This window comes from Agromyces sp. Y575 (assembly GCF_059445445.1).
This window is the reverse complement of the sequence record NZ_JCAIUI010000002.1, coordinates 612,127-630,279: the sequence shown is the minus strand read 5'-3', so window position 1 is coordinate 630,279 and position 18,153 is coordinate 612,127. Positions and strand designations below refer to the sequence as shown.

Here is an 18,153-nt window from a genome sequence, read left to right as displayed (position 1 = left end):
TGAGGAATGGGGAACCGTGAAGACCTGCTGGCCGGCGCACGCCGGGTGATCATCGAGCGCGGGGTCGCGAAGACCACGGCACGCGACATCGCGAGTGCCGCCGGGGTGAGCCTCGCCGCGATCGGCTATCACTTCGGCTCGAAGGAGCAGCTGATCACCGAGGCGCTCATGGCATCGCTCGGCGACGGGATCGGCGACGGCATTGAAGCGGTCGTCGGAGAGACCGCGGAGCTGCCGTTCCTCGACGGGTTCGCCGAACTCTGGAATCGCATGCCCGAGGTGTTCGCGGCGAATCGCGAGCCCCTCCTCGCGAGTCTCGACAACACCGTGCGGGTGCTGCGCGACCCCGAGGCCAGTCGGCACCTCGCCGCGGCGGCGGAGGAGGGCTACCTGGGCATCGCCGAGCAGTTGCGCGCGGCGCGCCCCGAGCTCTCCGATGCGCAGGTCGATGCGGTCGCGAAGCTCGACTTCGCGCTCGTGCAGAGTCTCGGCATCCTCTGGCTGCTCGCGCCCGACAGCCTGCCGAGCGGCGACGAACTCGCGCGTGCCGTCGCCGTCATCGCCGGCACCGAGCCGCCCGCCGCTCCGTTGGTCGAGTAGCTCCTCCTCCCCTGTTGGTCGAGTAGCTCCTCCTCCCCTGTTGGTCGAGTAGCTCCTCCTCCCCTGTTGGTCGAGTAGCGAAGCGTATCGAGACCCGTGCGATGGTCTCGATACGCTCCTTCGTCGCTACTCGACCGGCGGAGGCGCGGCGCTACTCGACCGGCGAGGAAGCGTGTGCGGGGCACTGCGATGCACCGCACGACTCGCACAGCACGAACTCCGCGTCGCATGCGGCATCCGTGCAGTTCACGGTGCGGTTCGTCGGCTCACCGCACCCCGCGCACGAGCCGATGACCGCGGCATGGTCGCTGAAGTCGATCGAGCCGCGCTGGTCGAAGACGTACAGCGAGCCCTGCCAGAGACCGTCGTCGCCGTAGCGCTCGCCGTAGCGCACGATGCCGCCGTCGAGTTGGTACACCTCGCCGAAGCCGCGGCTTGTCATGAGGCTCGAGAGCACTTCGCAGCGGATGCCGCCGGTGCAGTAGGTGACGACCGGCCGCCCCTTGAGCTCGTCGTACTGGCCCGAGTCGAGCCGCTCGACGAAGTCGCGGGTCGTTTCGACGTCGGGTACGACCGCGCCGGCGAAGCGGCCGATGGCCGCCTCGAGCGAGTTGCGACCGTCGAAGAACACGACGTCGTCGCCGCGCTCGGCCACGAGCTCGTGCAGCGCATCCGGGCTGAGCTTCGTGCCGCCGCCGACGACGCCGTCGGGGTCGACGCGCAACTCGCCTGGCGAGCCGAACGAGACGATCTCGTCGCGCACCTTCACGCTGAGCTTCGGGAAGTCGAGGCTCATTCCGTCGGCGTCGAGACCGGTGCTCTCGCTCCACTTGAAGTCGATGTGCTTGAACGCGGGATAGTCGCGGGTCTTGCGCACGTAGCGCTTGAGTGCGTTCATCTCGCCGCCGAGCGTGCCGTTCAGGCCGTGCTCGGAGATGAGGATGCGCCCGCGCAGCCCGAGCGACTCGGCGAGGTCGCGTTGCCAGAGCCGCACCGCGTCGGGGTCGGCGAGCGGGGTGAAGGCGTAGTAGAGGAGGATCTTGGCGACGGCCACCCCGAGATCATACGGGCGCTCGCCGAATGACTGCCGTGTGCGCAACTCCGGAGTCGTGGCGCGCCACGCGGTTCGACGACGCCGGTCCATCGGCGTTCCGCGTGAGATCTCCGGAGTTCTGTACGCGTGCTCAGTGCTTGTTGCCGCTGAAGGCGAGCACGCCGCCGAGTCCGATCATCATGACGCCGCCCGTCGCGGAGAGGTGCGAGATGCGCTTCGGCGAGCGAGCGAACCAGCCGCGTGCCGCGCTCGCGGCGAGCGCCCACACCGAGTCGCAGGCCAGCGCGAGAACGATGAACACCACGCCGAGCTCGAAGAGCTGCAACGGGATCGACCCGGCCGAGAACGACACGAACTGCGGCAGTACCGCCACGAAGAACGCGATCGTCTTCGGGTTCGTCACGCCGACGACGAAGCCCTCGCCGAGCTGGCGCCAGTGCGAGTGCGAGTGCGGTGCGGACTTGCGATCTGCGGATGCCGCGTCATCCGCTCGGTGCCTGATGGCCTGTAGGCCGAGGTAGATGAGGTAGGCGGCGCCTGCGAACTTGATGATCGTGAAGAGCACGACCGACTGCGCGACGATCGCGCCGACGCCGAGTGCGACGGCGGTGATGAGCGGCACCATGCCGAGGGCGTTGCCGATCACGCTGAGCAGCCCGCCCATGCGACCGAGCGCGAGCGAACGCCCGATGACGAACAGCACGCTCGGGCCGGGAATCACGATCAGCACGACCGATGCGACGACGAACGTCCAGAGGTTCTCGACGGGGACCATGAACGGATGCTACCCGCTGGCTGCTCCGAGTCGCACGCGCGTTCCGAAGGGACCCTCGACGAGCGCGGTCCGCTCGCCCCACGGCTGGTCGGCAGGCTGCTCGAGCACCGGCGCGCCGCCGGCCGCGAGCCTCGCCTCCCGCGGCAGGGGGTACGCCGCTGCCCGAGATGCCGCTACGGTGGCACTCGTGAGCGACTACATCTCCGCGAGCGTTGCCGACGGTGTCGGCCACGTGACGCTCGACCGCCCGCAGGCGCTGAATGCGCTGAGCTACGAGATGATCCGCGCACTCACGGTCATATTCGACGTGTGGCGCGACGACACCGAGGTCGGGCTCGTCGTACTCGACGGTGCGGGTGAGCGCGGCTTCTGCGCGGGTGGCGACATCCGTGAGCTCTACGGGTACGCGTCCAACGACGACCACGCCGAGGCGCGGCAGTTCTTCCGCGCCGAGTACCGGCTCGACGCGATGATCGCGCGCTACCCGAAGCCCGTCGTCGCGATCATGGACGGCATCACGATGGGAGGCGGCATCGGCCTCGCGGGCCACGCCTCGATTCGCGTCGTCACCGAGCGCTCGCGCGTCGCCATGCCCGAGACTCGCATCGGCTTCACCCCCGACGTCGGCGGCTCGTGGCTGCTCGCGAAGGCGCCCGGCGAACTCGGCGTGCACTTGGCGCTCAACTCGCGCACGATGGATGCCGCCGACGCCATGCACGCGGGATTCGCCGACTCGTTCGTGCCCTCCGAGCGGCTGCCGCACCTGTTGCAGGCGCTCGCCGAACGCGCCGACCCCGGCAGTCCGGCCGAGATCGTCATGCTCTTCGACGAGACACCCGGGCCCTCGGCCCTCGCGCTCGCCCGCGACTGGGTCGACGCCTGCTACTCCGCACCGAGCGTCGACGAGATCATCCGGCGTCTCAGGGCCTTCGCCGAGGGGCGGGTCGACGAAGCGTCGAGCTCGTTCCCGATGCATCCGCTCGACCCGGCGGCCTTCGCCTATGCGGCCGCGGCCGCCGACGAGCTCGAGACGCTCTCGCCGACCGCGCTCACCATCACGCTCGAGTCGGTGCGACGTGCTCGCACGCTGCCGCGGCTCGAAGATGCGCTCGAGCAGGAGTTCCGGCTCGTGTCGTGGTTCATCGAGCAGCACGACCTGCGTGAGGGCATCCGGGCGCAGGTCATCGACAAGGATCGTCAGCCGAAGTGGCATCCGCCCGAGCTGCGCGACGTCGCGCCGGGCCTCGCCGCCCAAGTGCTCGATGAGGCCCGCTTCGAGCCGGTCTGGCCCTAGCGCGCCGACCCGGCCGTGAGGCGGAACCGTGCAACGTATACAAATTGTCGCTAGAACGGTGCTCTTTGCGCTTAAGTAGCGTTCAGTGTATACATGAAGAGTGGTGGCTGAAGCGGGGCGGGCAGGGGAGCGCGTCTACCGCACGCTCCGTGCCGAGATCGTCGACGGCGAGCTCGCGCCCGGCACGGTGCTCGCAGAGGTTGAACAGGCCGCCCGACTCGGAGTCTCCCGCACACCCGTGCGCGAGGCACTCGCCCGGCTCGTCGGCGACGGACTCGTCGCCGCACAGTCCGCACGAACCCTCGTCGTCGCCGAGCTCTCGCCGTCGACCATCACGGGCCTCTACGAGCTGCGCGAAGCGCTCGAAGAGCAAGCCGTGCGGCTAGCGGCGATGCGCCGCGACCCCACGCGGTTCGAGCCGTTCGTCGAACGCTTCGAGCAGGCGCCCGCCCTCGTCGACGAAGGCGAATCCGGCCTCGCCGCCTACTACGCCCTCGTCGCCGAGTTCGACGCCGCCGTCGACGAGACGGTCGCGAACCCCTACCTCACCGCCGCGCTTCGGAGCGTGCGACTGCACTCGGCGCGCGTGCGGCGGCTCGCACGCCACAATCCCGGGCGGCTCCGTGCCGCGGCATCCGAGCACCTCCTCATCCTGCAGGCGATCATCGCGGGCGATGCGTCCCTCGCGGCGCACGCCACCCACGTGCACCTGCACATGAGTCTTCGTCATGCACTCGCCTCGATCGAAGCTCGTCAGCCCGGCGGGCACCGCGTAGCCTGACCGATGGAACAGTTCAGAAAGGGACGCCGAAATGCAGCTCCACCACCTTCGCACGCATCGCAGTGACGAGAACCTCGCCCGCGAGGGCCAGCTCGCCTGGAAGCTCGCGGGTATCGCGACCGACCCGGTCGAGCTCGACGACGACGTCGTCGACATGGTGGTGAACCGCGTCATCGACAACGCGGCCGTCGCGGCCGCCTCGATCGCCAGGGGCCCTGTCGTCTCGGCCCGCAGCCAGGCGCTCGCCCACCCCGTCTCGATCGGCGGCGACGGCGCCACCGTCTTCGGTGCGGATGCCGCGCGCCGCACCTCGCCCGAATGGGCGGCATGGGCCAACGGGGTCGCCGTGCGCGAACTTGACTTCCACGACACCTTCCTCGCGGCGGAGTACTCGCACCCCGGCGACAACATCCCGCCGATCGTCGCCGTCGGCCAGCACCTCGCGGCGCACCGGGGCCTCACCGGGCGCGACGTCGTGCGCGGCATCGCCACGGGCTACGAGATCCAGATCGACCTCGCGAAGGCGATCTCGCTGCACCAGCACAAGATCGACCATGTCGCCCACCTCGGCCCCTCGGCAGCTGCCGGCATCGGCACCCTGCTCGGCCTCGATCAGGAGACGATCTTCCAGGCCATCGGCCAGGCGCTGCACACCACCACCGCGACCCGGCAGTCCCGCAAGGGCGAGATCTCGACGTGGAAGGCGCACGCCCCCGCATTCGCCGGCAAGATGGCCGTCGAAGCTGTCGACCGTGCGATGCGCGGCCAGACGAGCCCAGTGCCGATCTACGAGGGCGAAGACGGCGTCATCGCGTGGCTCCTCGACGGTCCGGATGCCTCGTACGAGGTTCCGGTGCCCGACGAGGGGGAGGCCAAGCGCGCCATCCTCGACTCGTACACGAAGGAGCACTCGGCCGAGTACCAGGCGCAGGCGTGGATCGACCTCGCACGCAAGCTGCACGAGGAGTACCCGCTGATCCTCGACGACCCCGAGCGCATCGAGTCGATCACGCTGCACACCTCGCACCACACGCACTTCGTGATCGGTTCGGGTGCGAACGACCCGCAGAAGTACGACCCCGACGCGTCGCGCGAGACGCTCGACCACTCGATCCCGTACATCTTCGCCGTCGCGCTGCAAGACGGCACGTGGGATCACGCGGAGTCATACTCGCCCGAGCGTGCGCACCGCGCCGACACCGTCGCACTCTGGAAGAAGGTCTCGACCGTCGAAGACGAGGAGTGGACGCGGCGCTACCACTCGAACGACATCGACGAGAAGGCGTTCGGCGGCCGAGTGGTCATCAAGCTCGCCGATGGCGGCGAGATCGTCGACGAGATCGCCGTGGCCGACGCGCATCCGCTCGGCGCCCGGCCGTTCGCCCGAGAGCAGTACGTGCAGAAGTTCCGCACGCTCGCCGAGTGGGCGCTCACGCCCGATGAGATCGAGCGGTTCCTCGACGTCGCGCAGCGTCTGCCCGAGCTCGGTCCCGACGAACTCGGCGGCCTCACCTTCACCGTCGCGCCGGGGGCGCTCGTGGGCGTCGACATCCCCGAGGGGCTGTTCTGATGCTGTACGCCACGACGACCCCGGCCGAGAAGCGCCGGCTCTTCCGCGAGCGGCTCGCAACCGGCGAGCTGCTGCGCTTCCCGGGCGCATTCAACCCGCTCTCGGCGCGGCTCATCGAGCAGAAGGGCTTCGACGGGGTCTACATCTCGGGCGCCGTGCTGTCGGCCGACCTCGGCCTGCCCGACATCGGCCTCACCACCCTCACCGAAGTCGCCGGCCGTGGCAAACAGATCACACGCATGACCGAGCTGCCCGCGATCATCGACGCAGACACCGGGTTCGGCGAACCGATGAACGTCGCGCGCACCGTGCAGGAGATGGAAGACGCTGGGCTCGCCGGCCTCCACATCGAAGACCAGGTGAACCCGAAGCGCTGCGGTCACCTCGACGGCAAGCAGGTGGTCGACGAGGCCACCGCGCTGCAGCGCATCCGTGCCGCCGTCGATGCCCGGCGCGATGCGAACTTCCTCATCATGGCGCGCACCGACATCGCCGCGGTCGACGGCCTCGACGCCGCGGTCGACCGCGCGAAGGCGCTCGTCGACGCGGGCGCCGACGCGATCTTCCCCGAGGCGATGCGCTCGCTCGCGGAGTTCGAGGCGGTCCGCAAGGCCGTCGACGTCCCGCTCCTCGCGAACATGACCGAGTTCGGCAAGAGCGAGCTCTTCACCGCGGCGCAGCTCGAAGGCGTCGGCATGAACATCGTCATCTGGCCCGTTTCACTGTTGCGCCTCGCGATGGGCGCCGCGGCGCGCGGCCTCGACGAATTGACGGATGCCGGTGCGCTCACCGGCAAGCTCGACGAGATGCAGCACCGCGCCGACCTCTACGAGCTCATCGACTACGAGGGCTACAACCACTTCGACACGAGTATCTTCAACTTCACCGTCACCAGCTGAGAACCGTTCCCCGAGCTCGTCGAAGGGACTCGCCCTTTGCTCGCTTCGACAGGCTCAGAGAGCGAAACCGAAAGGACATCACATGGCAGAGCAGGAGATCTACAAGGGCTTGGCCGGAGTGCCGGTCGACTATACGGCGGTTTCGAAGGTGAGCCCCGAGTCGAACTCGCTGCTGTACCGCGGTTATCCGGTGCAGGAGCTCGCGGCATCCGTCACGTTCGAAGAGGTCGCCTACCTGCTCTGGTACGGCGAGCTGCCGGACGATGCGCAGCTGGCCGCGTTCGAAGAACGCGAGCGTTCCCTTCGCGGTCTCGATCACGACGTCAAGCGCGTCATCGACGAGCTGCCGCTGACCGCCCACCCGATGGACGTCGTGCGCACGGCCGTCTCGGTCATCGGCGCGAGCGACCCGGCGACGCCCGACGACAGCGTCGAGGCGAACCTCGACAAGTCGATCCGGCTGTTCGCGAAGCTGCCCTCGATCGTCGCCTACGACCAGCGCCGCCGGCACGAGCTCGAGTTCGTCGAGCCCCGCGACGACCTCGGCTTCTCGGCGAACTTCCTCTGGCAGACCTTCGGCGAGGCGCCAGAGCTCGCGGTCGTCAACGCCTTCGATGTGTCGATGATCCTCTACGCCGAGCACTCGTTCAACGCCTCGACATTCACGGCCCGGGTGATCACGAGCACCCTCTCGGACCTCTACTCGGCGGTCACCGGCGCGATCGGCGCCTTGAAGGGCCCCTTGCACGGCGGCGCCAACGAGGCCGTCATGCACGCCTTCGACGAGATCAAGACGGCGGATGCCGCGGCCGCCTGGCTCGACGACGCGCTCGCCGAGAAGCGCAAGATCATGGGCTTCGGTCACCGCGTCTACAAGAACGGCGACTCGCGGGTGCCGACGATGCGCGACGCGCTCGAGCGCATGGTCGAGCACTACGACCGGCCCGACCTGTTCGAGCTCTACCTCGCCCTCGAGACCGCAATGGGCGAGCGCAAGGGCATCAAGCCGAACCTCGACTACCCGGCCGGTCCCGTCTACCACCTCATGGGGTTCGACACCCTCACGTTCACGCCGCTGTTCGTCGCGAGTCGCATCACCGGCTGGACCGCCCACATCATGGAGCAGGCCGCGTCGAACGCTCTCATCCGTCCGCTGTCGGTCTACAACGGCGTCGACGAACGGCACGTTCCCGCGAAGGGATGATCCCGTGACCCACGTCTTCCTCGAGATGACGATGACGCTCGACGGCTTCACTGCCGCGCCGGGCGTGAGTCTGGAGCATCCGCTCGGCCTCGACGGCGAGCGTGTGCACGAGTGGAGGCGCGTCCCGATCTTCGATGGTGCTGTTCCGGTCGACGACAGCAACGGCCTCACGAGTGTCGCGCCAGACCAGATCGACCGCAATGCCGCATCGCGCATGTTCGAGACGACGGGCGCGTTCGTGCTCGGGCGTCGCACGTTCGACGTGGGCGAGTGGCCGTGGGGCGATGAGCCGGTGTTCGGGCGGCGCCCCTGCTTCGTCGTCACGAGCCGCGAGCGCGAGCCGTTCGAACGCGGCGGCTCGCGCTTCGAGTTCGTCACCGGCGGGGTCACCGAGGCGGTCGCACGGGCGAGCGAGGTCGCGAGCGCTGCATCCGTCTGCATCGTGGGAGGCGCGGAGGTCGCGAGGCAGGCGCTCGCCGCAGGGCTCGTCGACGAGGCGCGGCTCCACCTCGTGCCGGTGCTGCTCGGCGGCGGCAGCCGGCTCTTTCCCGACGCCGCTTCGCACCGGGTGGAGCTCGAGCCGATCAGTGTCGAGCAGGGCGTGCGGGCCACGCACCTGCGGTATCGGCTCTTGCGGCCCCCGCTGGTCGAGTAGCGCCCGACGAAGGAGGACGTGTATCGAGACCACGCACCAGGTCTCGATACGCTCGATACGCTCGCTTCGGTTGCTACTCGACCAGCGGGAGCGGGAGATCGTGCTTCTCATTGTGGCTTCCACCAACGATGGATGATCGACCACGATTCGGGCATACAGTCGTGGATTATGCACATGTTCTTCCGCACCCTGCTCCACGTGCTGTTCCTCTCGCGGCGCAAGCCCGATCTCGGGCACTTCGAGGTCGCCCGCACGAAATTCATCACGCTGCCGACCGACCTCGACATCAATCGGCACATGAACAACGGCGTGTACTTCTCGATCATGGACGTCGCCCGCTTCGACATGCTCGTGCGAAGCGGCGTCTGGGACATGATGCGCGAGAAGGGCTGGTACCCGGTCGTCGCGAGCGAGACGATCACGTTCCGCAAGTCTTTGCAGCTCTGGGATCGGTTCACGATCGAGTCGCGACTCGTCGGGCACGACGACAAGGCCGTCTACGTGGAGCAGCGCTACGTGCGCCCTTCGAAGGGCGCAGGGGGCAAGCCTGGCGAGCCCGAGGTGTACGCGCAGGGCTTCATCCGCGCGCGGTTCCTCAAGAAGGCCGGCGGCACGGTGCCGATGTCCGAGATCGTCGAGGCGCTCGGCGTCTCGGGCGCCGATGAGATTCCCGACTGGATCGAGCGGTGGGGTGCGGATGTCGCGCTGCCGTCCACTCGCGCTGCTGCGCCGTCGGTCTGGCGCTGACGAAGCCCTAGCTCAGCGCCTTTCTGGGCACCACGACCTCCTTGATGATGAGCAGGATGCCCGCGGCGACGGGAATCGCGACGAGCGCGCCGGGCAGCCCGGCGAGCGTCCCGCCGGCGAGCGCTGCAATCAGCACGATCGAGCCGGGCACCTGCACGGCCTTGCTCATCACCCGAGGCGTCAGGATGTACGCCTCGACCTGCATGTAGACGAGCATCGCGATGAGCACGATGAGGGCAGCGACCGGCGACACGAAGAGCGTGAGCACCGTCATCACGGCCGTGGTCAGCACGGTTCCGATCAGTGGGATGAGCGTGATGAAGAACGCCGCGACCGAGATGACGAGCGCGAACGGCTGACCGACGAGGAGCAGCAGGATGAAGCTGTACACGGCGTTGAAGAATGCGAGCACAACCATGCCGCTGAGGTAGCGGCCGACGTTCTGCATGATGCGCTCGGCGTAGTCGACGACGCGCTCCCGGTGCGACGCGGAGATGAGCGTGTAGATCGCCCGCTTCGACGGATCGAGGGTCGCGGTGAAGTAGATGGTGAGGATGAAGATGAAGAACGCGCTTGAGATGCCGCCGAGGACCGCGATGCCCACGTTCAGCGCTCCGCCGCCGATGGTCGCCCAGAACGTCGGGTCGCTGATGGTGTCGACGACCCATTTGTAGGCCGACCCGAGCAGTCCGTCGGAGCCGGCCTGCACGTCTTTGAACCAGTCTTCGGTCTGCAGCTGCTGGTACATCGCAGGGAGACCCTTGACGAAGGCCGAGGCCTGGGTGATGACGATCGGCAGTACCAGCCACAGCATCCCGGCGATCACGAGGATGAACAGGACGATGACGGTGACGATCGCGACTCCGCGCTTCATGCCGTGACGTTCGAACCACCGCACGAGCGGATCGAGGCCGAGCGTGATGAACGCCGCCGCGAGCACCGAGAAGACGACGCTCGAGATGCTGGCGAAGGCGGCGGCGATGGCGAGGGCGACGAGCACGCCGAGGGTCGCGACGAACGCCCACTGGAACGGCTTGTTCGCCATGAGGTTCGACTGGCGCTCGCGCCAGCTCGGTGCGGCCGTGGTCTCTCGCGCTCGACGCTCGATGCTCTTCACGGCGTCAGTCTAGGGCTGGGTCCGCCTATCGCCTCGGAGCGCGCCGCGCAAGATCAATGCCGCGCCGCGCTGGGGACGGCGAGTTCACGGTAATGCGGCGAGAACGACGGGTAGTACGTCTCCCATGCGGGCAGCGGTGCCCTGGCACGCGTCGCGGCGAGCCGGTCGAGGTAGTAGTCCCAGCTGGGGCCGATGCTCGGGGCATCCGCTGCACTGTGCAGTCGCTGGCCGAGTGTGAGGGTCGTCATGCCGCCGCCCTCGACGAGGTGGCAGAAGACCCGGAAGCCGGTCGGGCCGGGGCCGGAGTCGGCCAGGAACCGATGGGGGGCAGCGCATTCGAGAATGCTGACGTTCTGCCACTCGGCCTCTTCGCCCTCGGCGCCCATGCGGAAGCGCACCCCGCCGGTCGCGGGGCTGCCTGTGTACGTGCCGATCCAGGCGCGCATGGCGGTCGGATTCGTGAGACTGAACCAGACGTCTTCGATTGGGGCGTAGAAGAGACGGTCGAACTGCAGGTACAGGCCGTCGTCTTTCAGCACGTAGTGCCCGGTCGGTTTCGCGGTCATCTTCGGCCCCCGTTCGCTCGTTCCCTCAGGCTAATGCCGTCGGTGTCGATCTACCAGTGCGCGCACGCCCGACACTAGAGTGTGGCCATGGGATCGAGCGGCGGACGCAAGCGGGCGTCGAATGGGCATGCATCAGCGGGCGCGAAGACGTCATCGTACGGGCAATCGGCGAGCAGTGAACGAACGCTCGACATCGACCCGGAGAACAACAAGTCGGGGCTCTGGGGTTCGCTCGCGGGCCTCATCGTGTTCGCGTTCATCGCCATTCCGCTGTCGGCTGCGTTCTCGTTCGCGACGAACCCGGGCGCGCAGCAGCTCTTCGCTGGGCGACTCTCCGAGGCGACGACGGGCGGTTACCAGGCGTTCTGGTGGATCGTGACGATCTTCCTCCTCGCATTGCCCTTCCTCGTGGGCTACGGCGTCGCGAAGCTCTCGGTGAAGTCGCTGACGATCGTGGGCGCGGTCATCGCGCTCTTCATCATCGCGATCATGGTGCTCGGGCAGCTCTTCGTCTTCTAGCGGTCTGCTCGTTGAGCCTGTCGAAACCAGCACAGCGACACGTGTTGGTTGAGCCCGTCGAAACCAGTCCGTCGACACGTGTTGGTTGAGCCCGTCGAAACCAGTCCGTCGACACGTGTTGGTTGAGCCCGTCGAAACCAGTCCGTCGAAACTTCGCCGGCCGGCCGGCCGTACGTACCGTACCATGCGGTATGGTATGGGCATGAGCATCGTTCCCGACCCGGTGTGGCCCGTCGTCGTGCTGGCGCTGATCCAGCTTGCCGACGGAGTGATGAGCGCGAAGCCGCTGCCGTTCATCGCGAAGTGCTTCGATGACGTCGGCTTTCCGCGGCGATGGTGGTGGGTGCTCGCGCCGATCAAGTTCGCCGCCGCGGCCGGCCTCATCGCCGGCATCTGGATCCCGTATCTCGGCGTCGTCACGAGTGTCGCGCTCGTCGCCTACTTCTTGGTCGCGATCGGCATGCACATCGCCGCGCGGGACTTCGGACGCAACCTGTTCCTGAACGCAACGGGAATGCTCGTCATCTGCGTCGCCACGTTGCTGTACAGCTTCGTGCTCTGAGACTCGTGCTGAGGCCCGGTCAGTCGGAGCGAGCCCCGGGCACCGCGTCGAGCAGCAACTCGTACACCGCGCGCAGTTCGGTCGCCGAGATCGGCGGCACAGTGGCCGCGGCCCCGAGTGACACGAGGTACGGCACGAGCGCAGCGGTACGCGCCGCGGCATCGGTCTCCGCGGCCGGTCGCCAGGCCGCCTGCAACGCGTCGATCACCCGAGCGTCGATACGCGCCTGCGTCGCTCGGGCCTCGGGGTCGGTCGAGGCCCACGCCCGCACCGCCCGATCGAGCTCGGCGCGGCGGATCGAGGTGTCGTCGGAAGTGGCGAGGTCGGTGAGCCAGGCGAGGGTCGCGCGGGTGCCATCGCCGCGCCGCGCGTCGATCGCCGCGTCGAGCGCGGCCAGGGTCGACTGCTCGTAGTGCTCGAGCAGCGCGGTGCGGTAGCCGGGCGCACCCGCGAAGTGGTGGTGGAACGACCCCTTGGTGACCCCGAGTCGTGCAGCGAGCCTGTCGATGCGTAAGCCGTCGGCGCCCTCGTGCGCGAGCACGTCGAGGCCCTCGTCGAGCCAGTCGGTGCGTGAAGTCGCCATGCGGTCACCATACCGGAGAGTATGGTGCGGCTCTGGCGGAAGGCGCGGTCACGACGGTCAGGCGACGGCGTTCCCTGAGCCTGCCGAAGGGGTCTCGAGCACCGCCATCGCCGCATTGTGGCCGCCGATGCCGCTGACCGCGCCGCCGCGCACCGCTCCCGAACCGCACAGCAGGATCTGCGGATACGCCGTGGCGACGCCCCAACGCTCGGCAGCGCTGGTGAGCGCGGCGCCCGGCTCCGCCCATGGCCACGACAGCGGCCCGTGGAAGATGTTGCCACCGGGCATCGCGAGCGCCTCCTCGATGTCGCGCGTCGTCTTCGTCTCGATGCACGGGCGGCCCGCGGCATCCGTGGCGATGACGCCCTCGATGGGCTCTGCGAGCACTGAGTTCAGGGAGGCGAGCACCCCGTGTTGCAGCCGCTCACGCAACTCGTCGGTGCCGAAACGTTCGAGCAGTCGGTGCGGCACATGCAGGCCGAAGATGGTCAGGGTGTGGGCGCCGGATGCCGCGAGCTCGGGGGAGAGGATCGACGGATCGCTGAGCGTGTGGCAGTAGACCTCGCAGGGCAGTAGCGCGGGGATGCGGCCGCGGGCGGCCTCGCCGTACGCCGTCGCGAGCTGTGACTCGAGCTCGTTGATGTGGAAGGTGCCCGCGAAGGCCGTCTCGGGCGAGACCTCGGTGTCGCGCAGTCGCGGCAGTCGCGTGAGCAACAGGTTCACCTTGACCTGTGCGCCCTCGGGGGCGGTGAGGTGGCGCAGGCGCTCCCGCACGACCGGGGGCACGTCGAGCCGCTCCTGCGGCGAAAACGGGCGTTGGTCGCGCGGTGCGACCGGCGCACCCGGTGCAGCCGCCGCGGCATCCCGTCGGGTGCGGGCGATCGCGGACCCGGTCGCGATGAGGCGATCGAGCACCGCCGGCGCGACATTGGCGAGCATCGTGGGTGCGGAGACCTCGTGCTCCGCGCCGTCGAGCCGGTACCGCACGCTGCCGCTCGGATCGACCGCGAGCACTTCGGCACCCGTGGCGAGTTCGGCGCCCGCCTCACGCGCAGCGCGCGCGAGCTCGTCTGTGATGGCGCCCATGCCGCCGACGGGCACATCCCAGTCGCCCGTGCCGCCACCGATCACGTGGTACAGGAAGCACCGGTTCGCATCGAGAGCGGGGTCGTCGAGGTCGGTGAAGGTGCCGATGAGGCCGTCGGTCGCGACGACCCCGCGCACGAGGTCGCTCGTGAAGCGGGCATCGATCGTGCCGCCGAGGGGCTGCTCGATGAACTCGTGCCAGACGCGGTCGTCACCGACGAGCGCTCGCGCCTCGTCACGGGTGGGCAGTGGCTCGGTGAGGCTCCGGAAGAGGGCCTGCGCGAGGCGGCCGGTATCGGCGGAGAAGGCGTTCCATGCGTCGGCGTCGGCCGCGGCGTCGACTCGCGCGAAGGCGGCGGCAGCGCTCCCTGAGCCCGTCGAAGGGGTGCCGAGCCCGGCCTCATTGTCGATGAGCAAGCCGCGCTCGGGGTTGCCGGGGTCGGGCGTGTACGACGAGTAGCGCCGCCGCACGAGGCGCACATCGAGGCCGAGTTCGTCGATGATGCGCTGGGGCAGCAGGCTCACGAGGTACGAGTAGCGCGAGAGGCGCGCGTCGACGCCGTCGAACACTTGGGCCGAGACCGCCGCTCCGCCGAGGTGGTCGTCGCGTTCGAGGAGCAGCACCCGCTTGCCGGCGCGCGCGAGGTAGGCGGCTGCGGTGAGGCCGTTGTGGCCACCGCCGAGAATCACGACGTCGTGGGGCATCCCTCGAGCGTAGGCGACGTGAACCTGAGTGGAGGGGGCATCCGCTCGTCACCGTCACCGTCGACGCCGGCACCGTCGAATCGGAGGTGCTCGTGAAGATCGGGCCCGACGCGGCCATGGACGGCGACCGGCTCGGCTGCGCCTCCTACCGGGTCGCCGATGACGTCACCGAGCACCTCGCGCAAGGACTGGGCGTGTACTCGTTCTTCGATCCGACGATGAACGGCAGGCGAGTACTCCACCACAAGGTGCCGTACACCGGAACGAGCTGCGGCAAGAAGTAGCGGTCCGGCGACACGACGAGGGGCGAGCGGATGTCGCATCCGCTCGCCCCTCGTCTGGTGCCCGTGATCAGTGAGCGCGACGCATCGCACGCACGCCGACCACGATGCCGATCGCGCACGTCACGACCGCGGCGATGATGCCGCCGACGACCGCCGGCGCACCGAAGTCGCCCGAGAGCAGCGCGCGCTCGGCACCGACGAGGTAGCTCAGCGGGTTGATCGCGGCGGCGACCTGCATCCACGCGGGGCCGTCGTCGAGCGGCAGCAGCATGCCCGAGAGGATCATGAGGGGGAACAGCAGTGTCTGGTGCACCATCCAGAACATCCAGTCCCGGTTGCGGCAGGCGAGGGCGAGCGAGTAGCTCAGGGCGCCGAACCCGATGCCGAAGACGGCGAGCACCGCGAGGCCCGCGATGAGCCCCGGCACGTCGAGCGTGAACCCGAACGGCACCGCGACGAGCACGACGATCGTGCCCTGGATGACGAGCGGCACGACCTCCTTGAGCGCGCGACCGACGAGCAGTGCGCTGCGCGAGAGCGGCGCCACGAGCGTGCGCTCGTGCGAGCCGGTCTGCATCTCGAAGAGCAGGTTCGCGCCCGTCGAGGCGGTGCCGAAGAGCGCGACCATCACGAGGATGCCGGGCACGAACCACTGCAGCGTGCCCGCGACGTCACCGCCGGCGGCGCCGACGAGCAGCGGGCCGAACAGGCCCAGGAAGACGAGTGGCTGCACGAGCGAGAACATGACGCTGAACGGGTCGCGTACGAGGGGCCGGGATTCGCGGACGAAGACCGCGGCGGTGTCGTGGAAGAAGCCGGTGGGGCGGGCGGTGGTGTCGATGGTGGTCATGGGGTTCTCCTTCAGTTGGTGGTCTGTGGGTTGAGGAGGCCCGCCAGGGCCGTCTCGAAACCGGGGTCGATCGGTGGGGGGTTTCGAGACGCTCGCTTCGCTCGCTCCTCAACCCGCGGGGTTCGCTCGCTCCTCAACCCGCGGGGTTCGCTCGCTCCTCAACCCGCGGGGTTCGCTTGCTCCTCAACCCGCGAGCGCGGGCTCGGCCTCGGGGCGCGCCGCCTCCTCGCGGAGCGTGCGGCCAGTGAGGGCGAGGAACACGTCGTCGAGGGTCGGCTGGCGGTGCGTCGCCGCGACGACGTCGAGGCCGGCGTCACCGAGCGAGCGGATGTAGTGGGGGAGCGCTCGATCGCCCCCGGGAGCGGTGACCGTGACGACCGGCCCCGAGACCTCGCCGCCGATGCGGGCTGCGGCTGCCGCAGCATCCGTCGCCGAATCGAAGGTGAGGCTCACGCGGTCGCCCGCGAGCGATTCCTTGAGCGCCCATGCCGTGTCATCGGCGATGACCTGGCCGTGATCCATCACCATGACGCGCTCGGCGAGCTGGTCGGCCTCGTCGAGATAGTGCGTCGTGAGGAAGATCGTCGTGCCCGTCTCGCGGCGGAGCTCGACGATGTGCTCCCACAGGTTCGCCCGGCTGTGCGGGTCGAGGCCCGTCGACGGCTCGTCGAGGAAGAGCAGCTCGGGCCGGTGGATGAGCCCGAGCGCGATGTCGAGCCGGCGCTTCTGGCCGCCCGAGAGCGACTGCACCTGGCGACCGGCGACCTGCCCGAGTTCGAGCGACTCGATGAGTTCGGCGGCCCGGGCACGGGTCTCGCGGCGGCCCATGCCGTAGAAGGCGCCCTGGGCGTGCAGCTCGTCGCGTACACGCTGGGTGTGCCCGCCCGAATTGCCCTGCCCGACGTAGCCGATGCGGCGGCGCACGCCTGCGGGGTCGCGGCGGATGTCGCTGCCGGCGACGATCGCGTCGCCGCTCGTCGGCGGGAGCAGGGTGGTGAGCATGCGAAGCGTCGTCGACTTGCCGGCGCCGTTCGGGCCGAGGAAGGCGACGAGCTCGCCGGCGTCGACCGCGAGGTCGACGGAACGGACGGCCTCGACGGTCTTTCCCTTGACTGGGAACGTCTTCGTGAGGCCCTGAGCGGAGATCATCTGGTTCGTCATATCCACAGTATTTCGAGGCATCCGGACAGTTTCTGTCCTGATGGGTGAGAAACTTGGAACATGGCCGCAACGACCACGAGAACCCTCGAACTCCTCTCCCTGCTGCAGAGTCACCGGCACTGGTCGGCGCACGAACTCGTCGACCGGCTCGGCGTCTCCGACCGTACGCTGCGCCGCGACGTCGATCGGCTGCGCGAGCTCGGCTACGGCATCGAGTCGGCGCGCGGCAGCACCGGGGGCTATCGGCTCGAGGCCGGCACCGGGCTGCCGCCGCTGCTCCTCACCGACGACGAGGGTGTCGCGATCGCCGTCGGCCTGCGCTCCCAGGCCACCGCCGGGTTGCGCGGCGCCGAGCACACGACGATCAGCGCGCTCGCGAAGATCGAGCAGGTGCTGCCGCCCGCGCTGCGTCGGCGCATCGAAGCCCTGCAGTCGCACGCCGCCGTCGGCACGGGCGGGCCCGGTTCGACCGGCTCAGGCCGACCGGCCCCCGAGATCGACGCCGAACTGCTGGGCCTCCTCGCGCTCGGATGCCGCGACTCCGAACGACTGCGATTCACGTACACGGATGCCGCGGGCACGGCGTCCGCCCGCGTCATCGAGCCGTACCGGCTCGTGCCAGTCGCCCGCCGCTGGTACCTCCTTGCCTGGGACCGCCAGCGTGAGGACTGGCGCACCTTCCGCCTCGACCGCATCAGCGAAGTCTTCCCGACGCGGGTGCATTTCGAACCGCGGCCCATGACCGATGAGGCCGCGCGTGCGCGAGTCGAGGCCGCGGTGCGCTGGCGCGACCGCACGGTGAAGGCCAGGGTCGTCGTCGAGTTGCCGCAGCGCGTGCTCGCAGAGCACCTCGGCTGGTACGGGCGCGATGTCGTCGCGATCGACGCCGATCACTGCGAATGGCCACTCGAGGCCGACGCCGTGCAGAACCTGCTGATGGCGCTCATGTGGATCCCGAGCGGTGTGGGCTACCGCGTCGATGGGCCGCCCGAGGTGATGGAGTTCCTCGCCGCCCAGGCCGACCGGTTCGCCGCGGCATCCGCTCGACAGTGAGGTGCGTGCGTGCGTGCGTGCACGCGCTGCAGGCTGCAGGCTGCGATCATCGGCGAATGTCGGTCGCACTTCGAACGTCGCGCGCGGC

The 18,153-nt window shown here is 68.9% G+C and carries 20 protein-coding genes; 12 read left to right on the top strand and 8 right to left on the bottom strand.

What is annotated here, in order from left to right:
• The first annotated feature begins 6 nt into the window (after positions 1-6).
• Positions 7-600, top strand: a complete 594-nt coding sequence (locus AC1C2U_RS09010; protein WP_495361402.1) for a TetR/AcrR family transcriptional regulator — start codon at positions 7-9, stop codon at positions 598-600.
• A gap of 151 nt (positions 601-751) precedes the next feature.
• Here AC1C2U_RS09010 and trhO read toward each other — a convergent pair whose 3' ends face one another.
• Together trhO and AC1C2U_RS09000 are read right to left on the bottom strand one after the other, a co-directional pair.
• Positions 752-1,654 carry an oxygen-dependent tRNA uridine(34) hydroxylase TrhO gene (trhO, locus tag AC1C2U_RS09005; protein ID WP_495361401.1) on the bottom strand — a complete coding sequence of 301 codons (903 nt, stop codon included), beginning with the start codon at positions 1,652-1,654 and terminating at the stop codon, positions 752-754.
• Positions 1,655-1,784: 130 nt separating this feature from the next.
• The gene (locus tag AC1C2U_RS09000) at positions 1,785-2,429 is read right to left on the bottom strand and encodes a LysE family translocator (RefSeq protein WP_495361400.1); all 645 of its coding nucleotides are present in this window, start codon (positions 2,427-2,429) and stop codon (positions 1,785-1,787) included.
• A gap of 187 nt (positions 2,430-2,616) precedes the next feature.
• Between AC1C2U_RS09000 and AC1C2U_RS08995 the strand changes: the two genes are divergently transcribed.
• The 7 genes from AC1C2U_RS08995 to AC1C2U_RS08965 all read left to right on the top strand — a co-directional run bounded on the left by AC1C2U_RS08995 (position 2,617) and on the right by AC1C2U_RS08965 (position 9,579).
• Complete coding sequence (locus AC1C2U_RS08995; protein ID WP_495361399.1) at positions 2,617-3,723, top strand: enoyl-CoA hydratase/isomerase family protein; 1,107 nt, start codon at positions 2,617-2,619, stop codon at positions 3,721-3,723.
• 100 nt (positions 3,724-3,823) lie between these two features.
• Positions 3,824-4,504 (top strand): GntR family transcriptional regulator, encoded by a 681-nt coding sequence (locus AC1C2U_RS08990; RefSeq protein ID WP_495361398.1) that lies wholly within the window; start codon positions 3,824-3,826, stop codon positions 4,502-4,504.
• Between the two features lie 31 nt (positions 4,505-4,535).
• Entirely contained in the window at positions 4,536-6,074 is a 1,539-nt protein-coding gene (locus AC1C2U_RS08985; protein WP_495361397.1) for an MmgE/PrpD family protein, read from the top strand.
• Positions 6,074-6,973 (top strand): methylisocitrate lyase, encoded by a 900-nt coding sequence (gene prpB, locus AC1C2U_RS08980; RefSeq protein WP_495361396.1) that lies wholly within the window; start codon positions 6,074-6,076, stop codon positions 6,971-6,973. The genes AC1C2U_RS08985 and prpB overlap by 1 nt, the downstream gene beginning before the upstream one ends.
• 82 nt (positions 6,974-7,055) lie before the next feature.
• Entirely contained in the window at positions 7,056-8,177 is a 1,122-nt protein-coding gene (locus tag AC1C2U_RS08975; RefSeq protein WP_495361395.1) for a bifunctional 2-methylcitrate synthase/citrate synthase, read from the top strand.
• A 4-nt stretch (positions 8,178-8,181) separates the two neighbouring features.
• A complete protein-coding gene (locus AC1C2U_RS08970; RefSeq protein WP_495361394.1) occupies positions 8,182-8,832 on the top strand; it encodes a dihydrofolate reductase family protein in 651 nt (216 codons plus the stop codon).
• Between the two features lie 174 nt (positions 8,833-9,006).
• Complete coding sequence (locus AC1C2U_RS08965) at positions 9,007-9,579, top strand: acyl-CoA thioesterase (protein ID WP_495361393.1); 573 nt, start codon at positions 9,007-9,009, stop codon at positions 9,577-9,579.
• 7 nt (positions 9,580-9,586) lie between these two features.
• On the opposite strand, the gene AC1C2U_RS08960 is transcribed toward AC1C2U_RS08965, so the two are convergent.
• Together AC1C2U_RS08960 and AC1C2U_RS08955 are read right to left on the bottom strand one after the other, a co-directional pair.
• Positions 9,587-10,696 (bottom strand): AI-2E family transporter, encoded by a 1,110-nt coding sequence (locus tag AC1C2U_RS08960; RefSeq protein ID WP_495361392.1) that lies wholly within the window; start codon positions 10,694-10,696, stop codon positions 9,587-9,589.
• 53 nt (positions 10,697-10,749) lie between these two features.
• Entirely contained in the window at positions 10,750-11,262 is a 513-nt protein-coding gene (locus AC1C2U_RS08955) for an SRPBCC domain-containing protein (RefSeq protein ID WP_495361391.1), read from the bottom strand.
• 87 nt (positions 11,263-11,349) lie between these two features.
• On the opposite strand from AC1C2U_RS08955, the gene AC1C2U_RS08950 reads away from it, so the two are divergent.
• Entirely contained in the window at positions 11,350-11,781 is a 432-nt protein-coding gene (locus tag AC1C2U_RS08950; RefSeq protein WP_495361390.1) for a hypothetical protein, read from the top strand.
• Between the two features lie 202 nt (positions 11,782-11,983).
• On the top strand, positions 11,984-12,343 hold the full coding sequence (locus AC1C2U_RS08945) for a DoxX family protein (protein ID WP_495361389.1): 360 nt from the start codon (positions 11,984-11,986) through the stop codon (positions 12,341-12,343).
• A 19-nt stretch (positions 12,344-12,362) separates the two neighbouring features.
• Here AC1C2U_RS08945 and AC1C2U_RS08940 read toward each other — a convergent pair whose 3' ends face one another.
• Both AC1C2U_RS08940 and AC1C2U_RS08935 read right to left on the bottom strand, forming a co-directional pair.
• On the bottom strand, positions 12,363-12,926 hold the full coding sequence (locus AC1C2U_RS08940) for a TetR family transcriptional regulator (RefSeq protein WP_495361388.1): 564 nt from the start codon (positions 12,924-12,926) through the stop codon (positions 12,363-12,365).
• Between the two features lie 57 nt (positions 12,927-12,983).
• Positions 12,984-14,717 carry a phytoene desaturase family protein gene (locus AC1C2U_RS08935; protein ID WP_495361387.1) on the bottom strand — a complete coding sequence of 578 codons (1,734 nt, stop codon included), beginning with the start codon at positions 14,715-14,717 and terminating at the stop codon, positions 12,984-12,986.
• Positions 14,718-14,809: 92 nt separating this feature from the next.
• Here AC1C2U_RS08935 and AC1C2U_RS08930 point away from each other — a divergent pair, with 92 nt between their 5' ends.
• Positions 14,810-15,001 (top strand): hypothetical protein, encoded by a 192-nt coding sequence (locus AC1C2U_RS08930; protein ID WP_495361386.1) that lies wholly within the window; start codon positions 14,810-14,812, stop codon positions 14,999-15,001.
• Between the two features lie 67 nt (positions 15,002-15,068).
• Here AC1C2U_RS08930 and AC1C2U_RS08925 read toward each other — a convergent pair whose 3' ends face one another.
• The gene (locus AC1C2U_RS08925; RefSeq protein ID WP_495361385.1) at positions 15,069-15,851 is read right to left on the bottom strand and encodes an ABC transporter permease; all 783 of its coding nucleotides are present in this window, start codon (positions 15,849-15,851) and stop codon (positions 15,069-15,071) included.
• A gap of 183 nt (positions 15,852-16,034) precedes the next feature.
• The gene (locus AC1C2U_RS08920) at positions 16,035-17,012 is read right to left on the bottom strand and encodes an ATP-binding cassette domain-containing protein (protein WP_495361384.1); all 978 of its coding nucleotides are present in this window, start codon (positions 17,010-17,012) and stop codon (positions 16,035-16,037) included.
• 60 nt (positions 17,013-17,072) lie between these two features.
• On the opposite strand from AC1C2U_RS08920, the gene AC1C2U_RS08915 reads away from it, so the two are divergent.
• A complete protein-coding gene (locus AC1C2U_RS08915; protein WP_495361383.1) occupies positions 17,073-18,065 on the top strand; it encodes a helix-turn-helix transcriptional regulator in 993 nt (330 codons plus the stop codon).
• The last annotated feature ends 88 nt before the right edge of the window (positions 18,066-18,153 follow it).

What these genes read in the sequence shown, in the direction of transcription:
- AC1C2U_RS08925 (WP_495361385.1), bottom strand. Translation starts at nt 15,851, where the DNA reads ATGACCACCATCGACACCACCGCCCGCCCCACCGGCTTCTTCCACGAC.
- AC1C2U_RS08940 (WP_495361388.1), bottom strand. Translation starts at nt 12,926, where the DNA reads ATGGCGACTTCACGCACCGACTGGCTCGACGAGGGCCTCGACGTGCTC.
- AC1C2U_RS09010 (WP_495361402.1), top strand. Translation starts at nt 7, where the DNA reads ATGGGGAACCGTGAAGACCTGCTGGCCGGCGCACGCCGGGTGATCATC.
- AC1C2U_RS08935 (WP_495361387.1), bottom strand. Translation starts at nt 14,717, where the DNA reads ATGCCCCACGACGTCGTGATTCTCGGCGGTGGCCACAACGGCCTCACC.
- AC1C2U_RS08945 (WP_495361389.1), top strand. Translation starts at nt 11,984, where the DNA reads ATGAGCATCGTTCCCGACCCGGTGTGGCCCGTCGTCGTGCTGGCGCTG.
- AC1C2U_RS08955 (WP_495361391.1), bottom strand. Translation starts at nt 11,262, where the DNA reads ATGACCGCGAAACCGACCGGGCACTACGTGCTGAAAGACGACGGCCTG.
- AC1C2U_RS08965 (WP_495361393.1), top strand. Translation starts at nt 9,007, where the DNA reads ATGTTCTTCCGCACCCTGCTCCACGTGCTGTTCCTCTCGCGGCGCAAG.
- AC1C2U_RS08985 (WP_495361397.1), top strand. Translation starts at nt 4,536, where the DNA reads ATGCAGCTCCACCACCTTCGCACGCATCGCAGTGACGAGAACCTCGCC.
- prpB (WP_495361396.1), top strand. Translation starts at nt 6,074, where the DNA reads ATGCTGTACGCCACGACGACCCCGGCCGAGAAGCGCCGGCTCTTCCGC.
- AC1C2U_RS08950 (WP_495361390.1), top strand. Translation starts at nt 11,350, where the DNA reads ATGGGATCGAGCGGCGGACGCAAGCGGGCGTCGAATGGGCATGCATCA.
- AC1C2U_RS08920 (WP_495361384.1), bottom strand. Translation starts at nt 17,012, where the DNA reads ATGACGAACCAGATGATCTCCGCTCAGGGCCTCACGAAGACGTTCCCA.
- AC1C2U_RS08975 (WP_495361395.1), top strand. Translation starts at nt 7,056, where the DNA reads ATGGCAGAGCAGGAGATCTACAAGGGCTTGGCCGGAGTGCCGGTCGAC.
- AC1C2U_RS08915 (WP_495361383.1), top strand. Translation starts at nt 17,073, where the DNA reads ATGGCCGCAACGACCACGAGAACCCTCGAACTCCTCTCCCTGCTGCAG.
- AC1C2U_RS09000 (WP_495361400.1), bottom strand. Translation starts at nt 2,429, where the DNA reads ATGGTCCCCGTCGAGAACCTCTGGACGTTCGTCGTCGCATCGGTCGTG.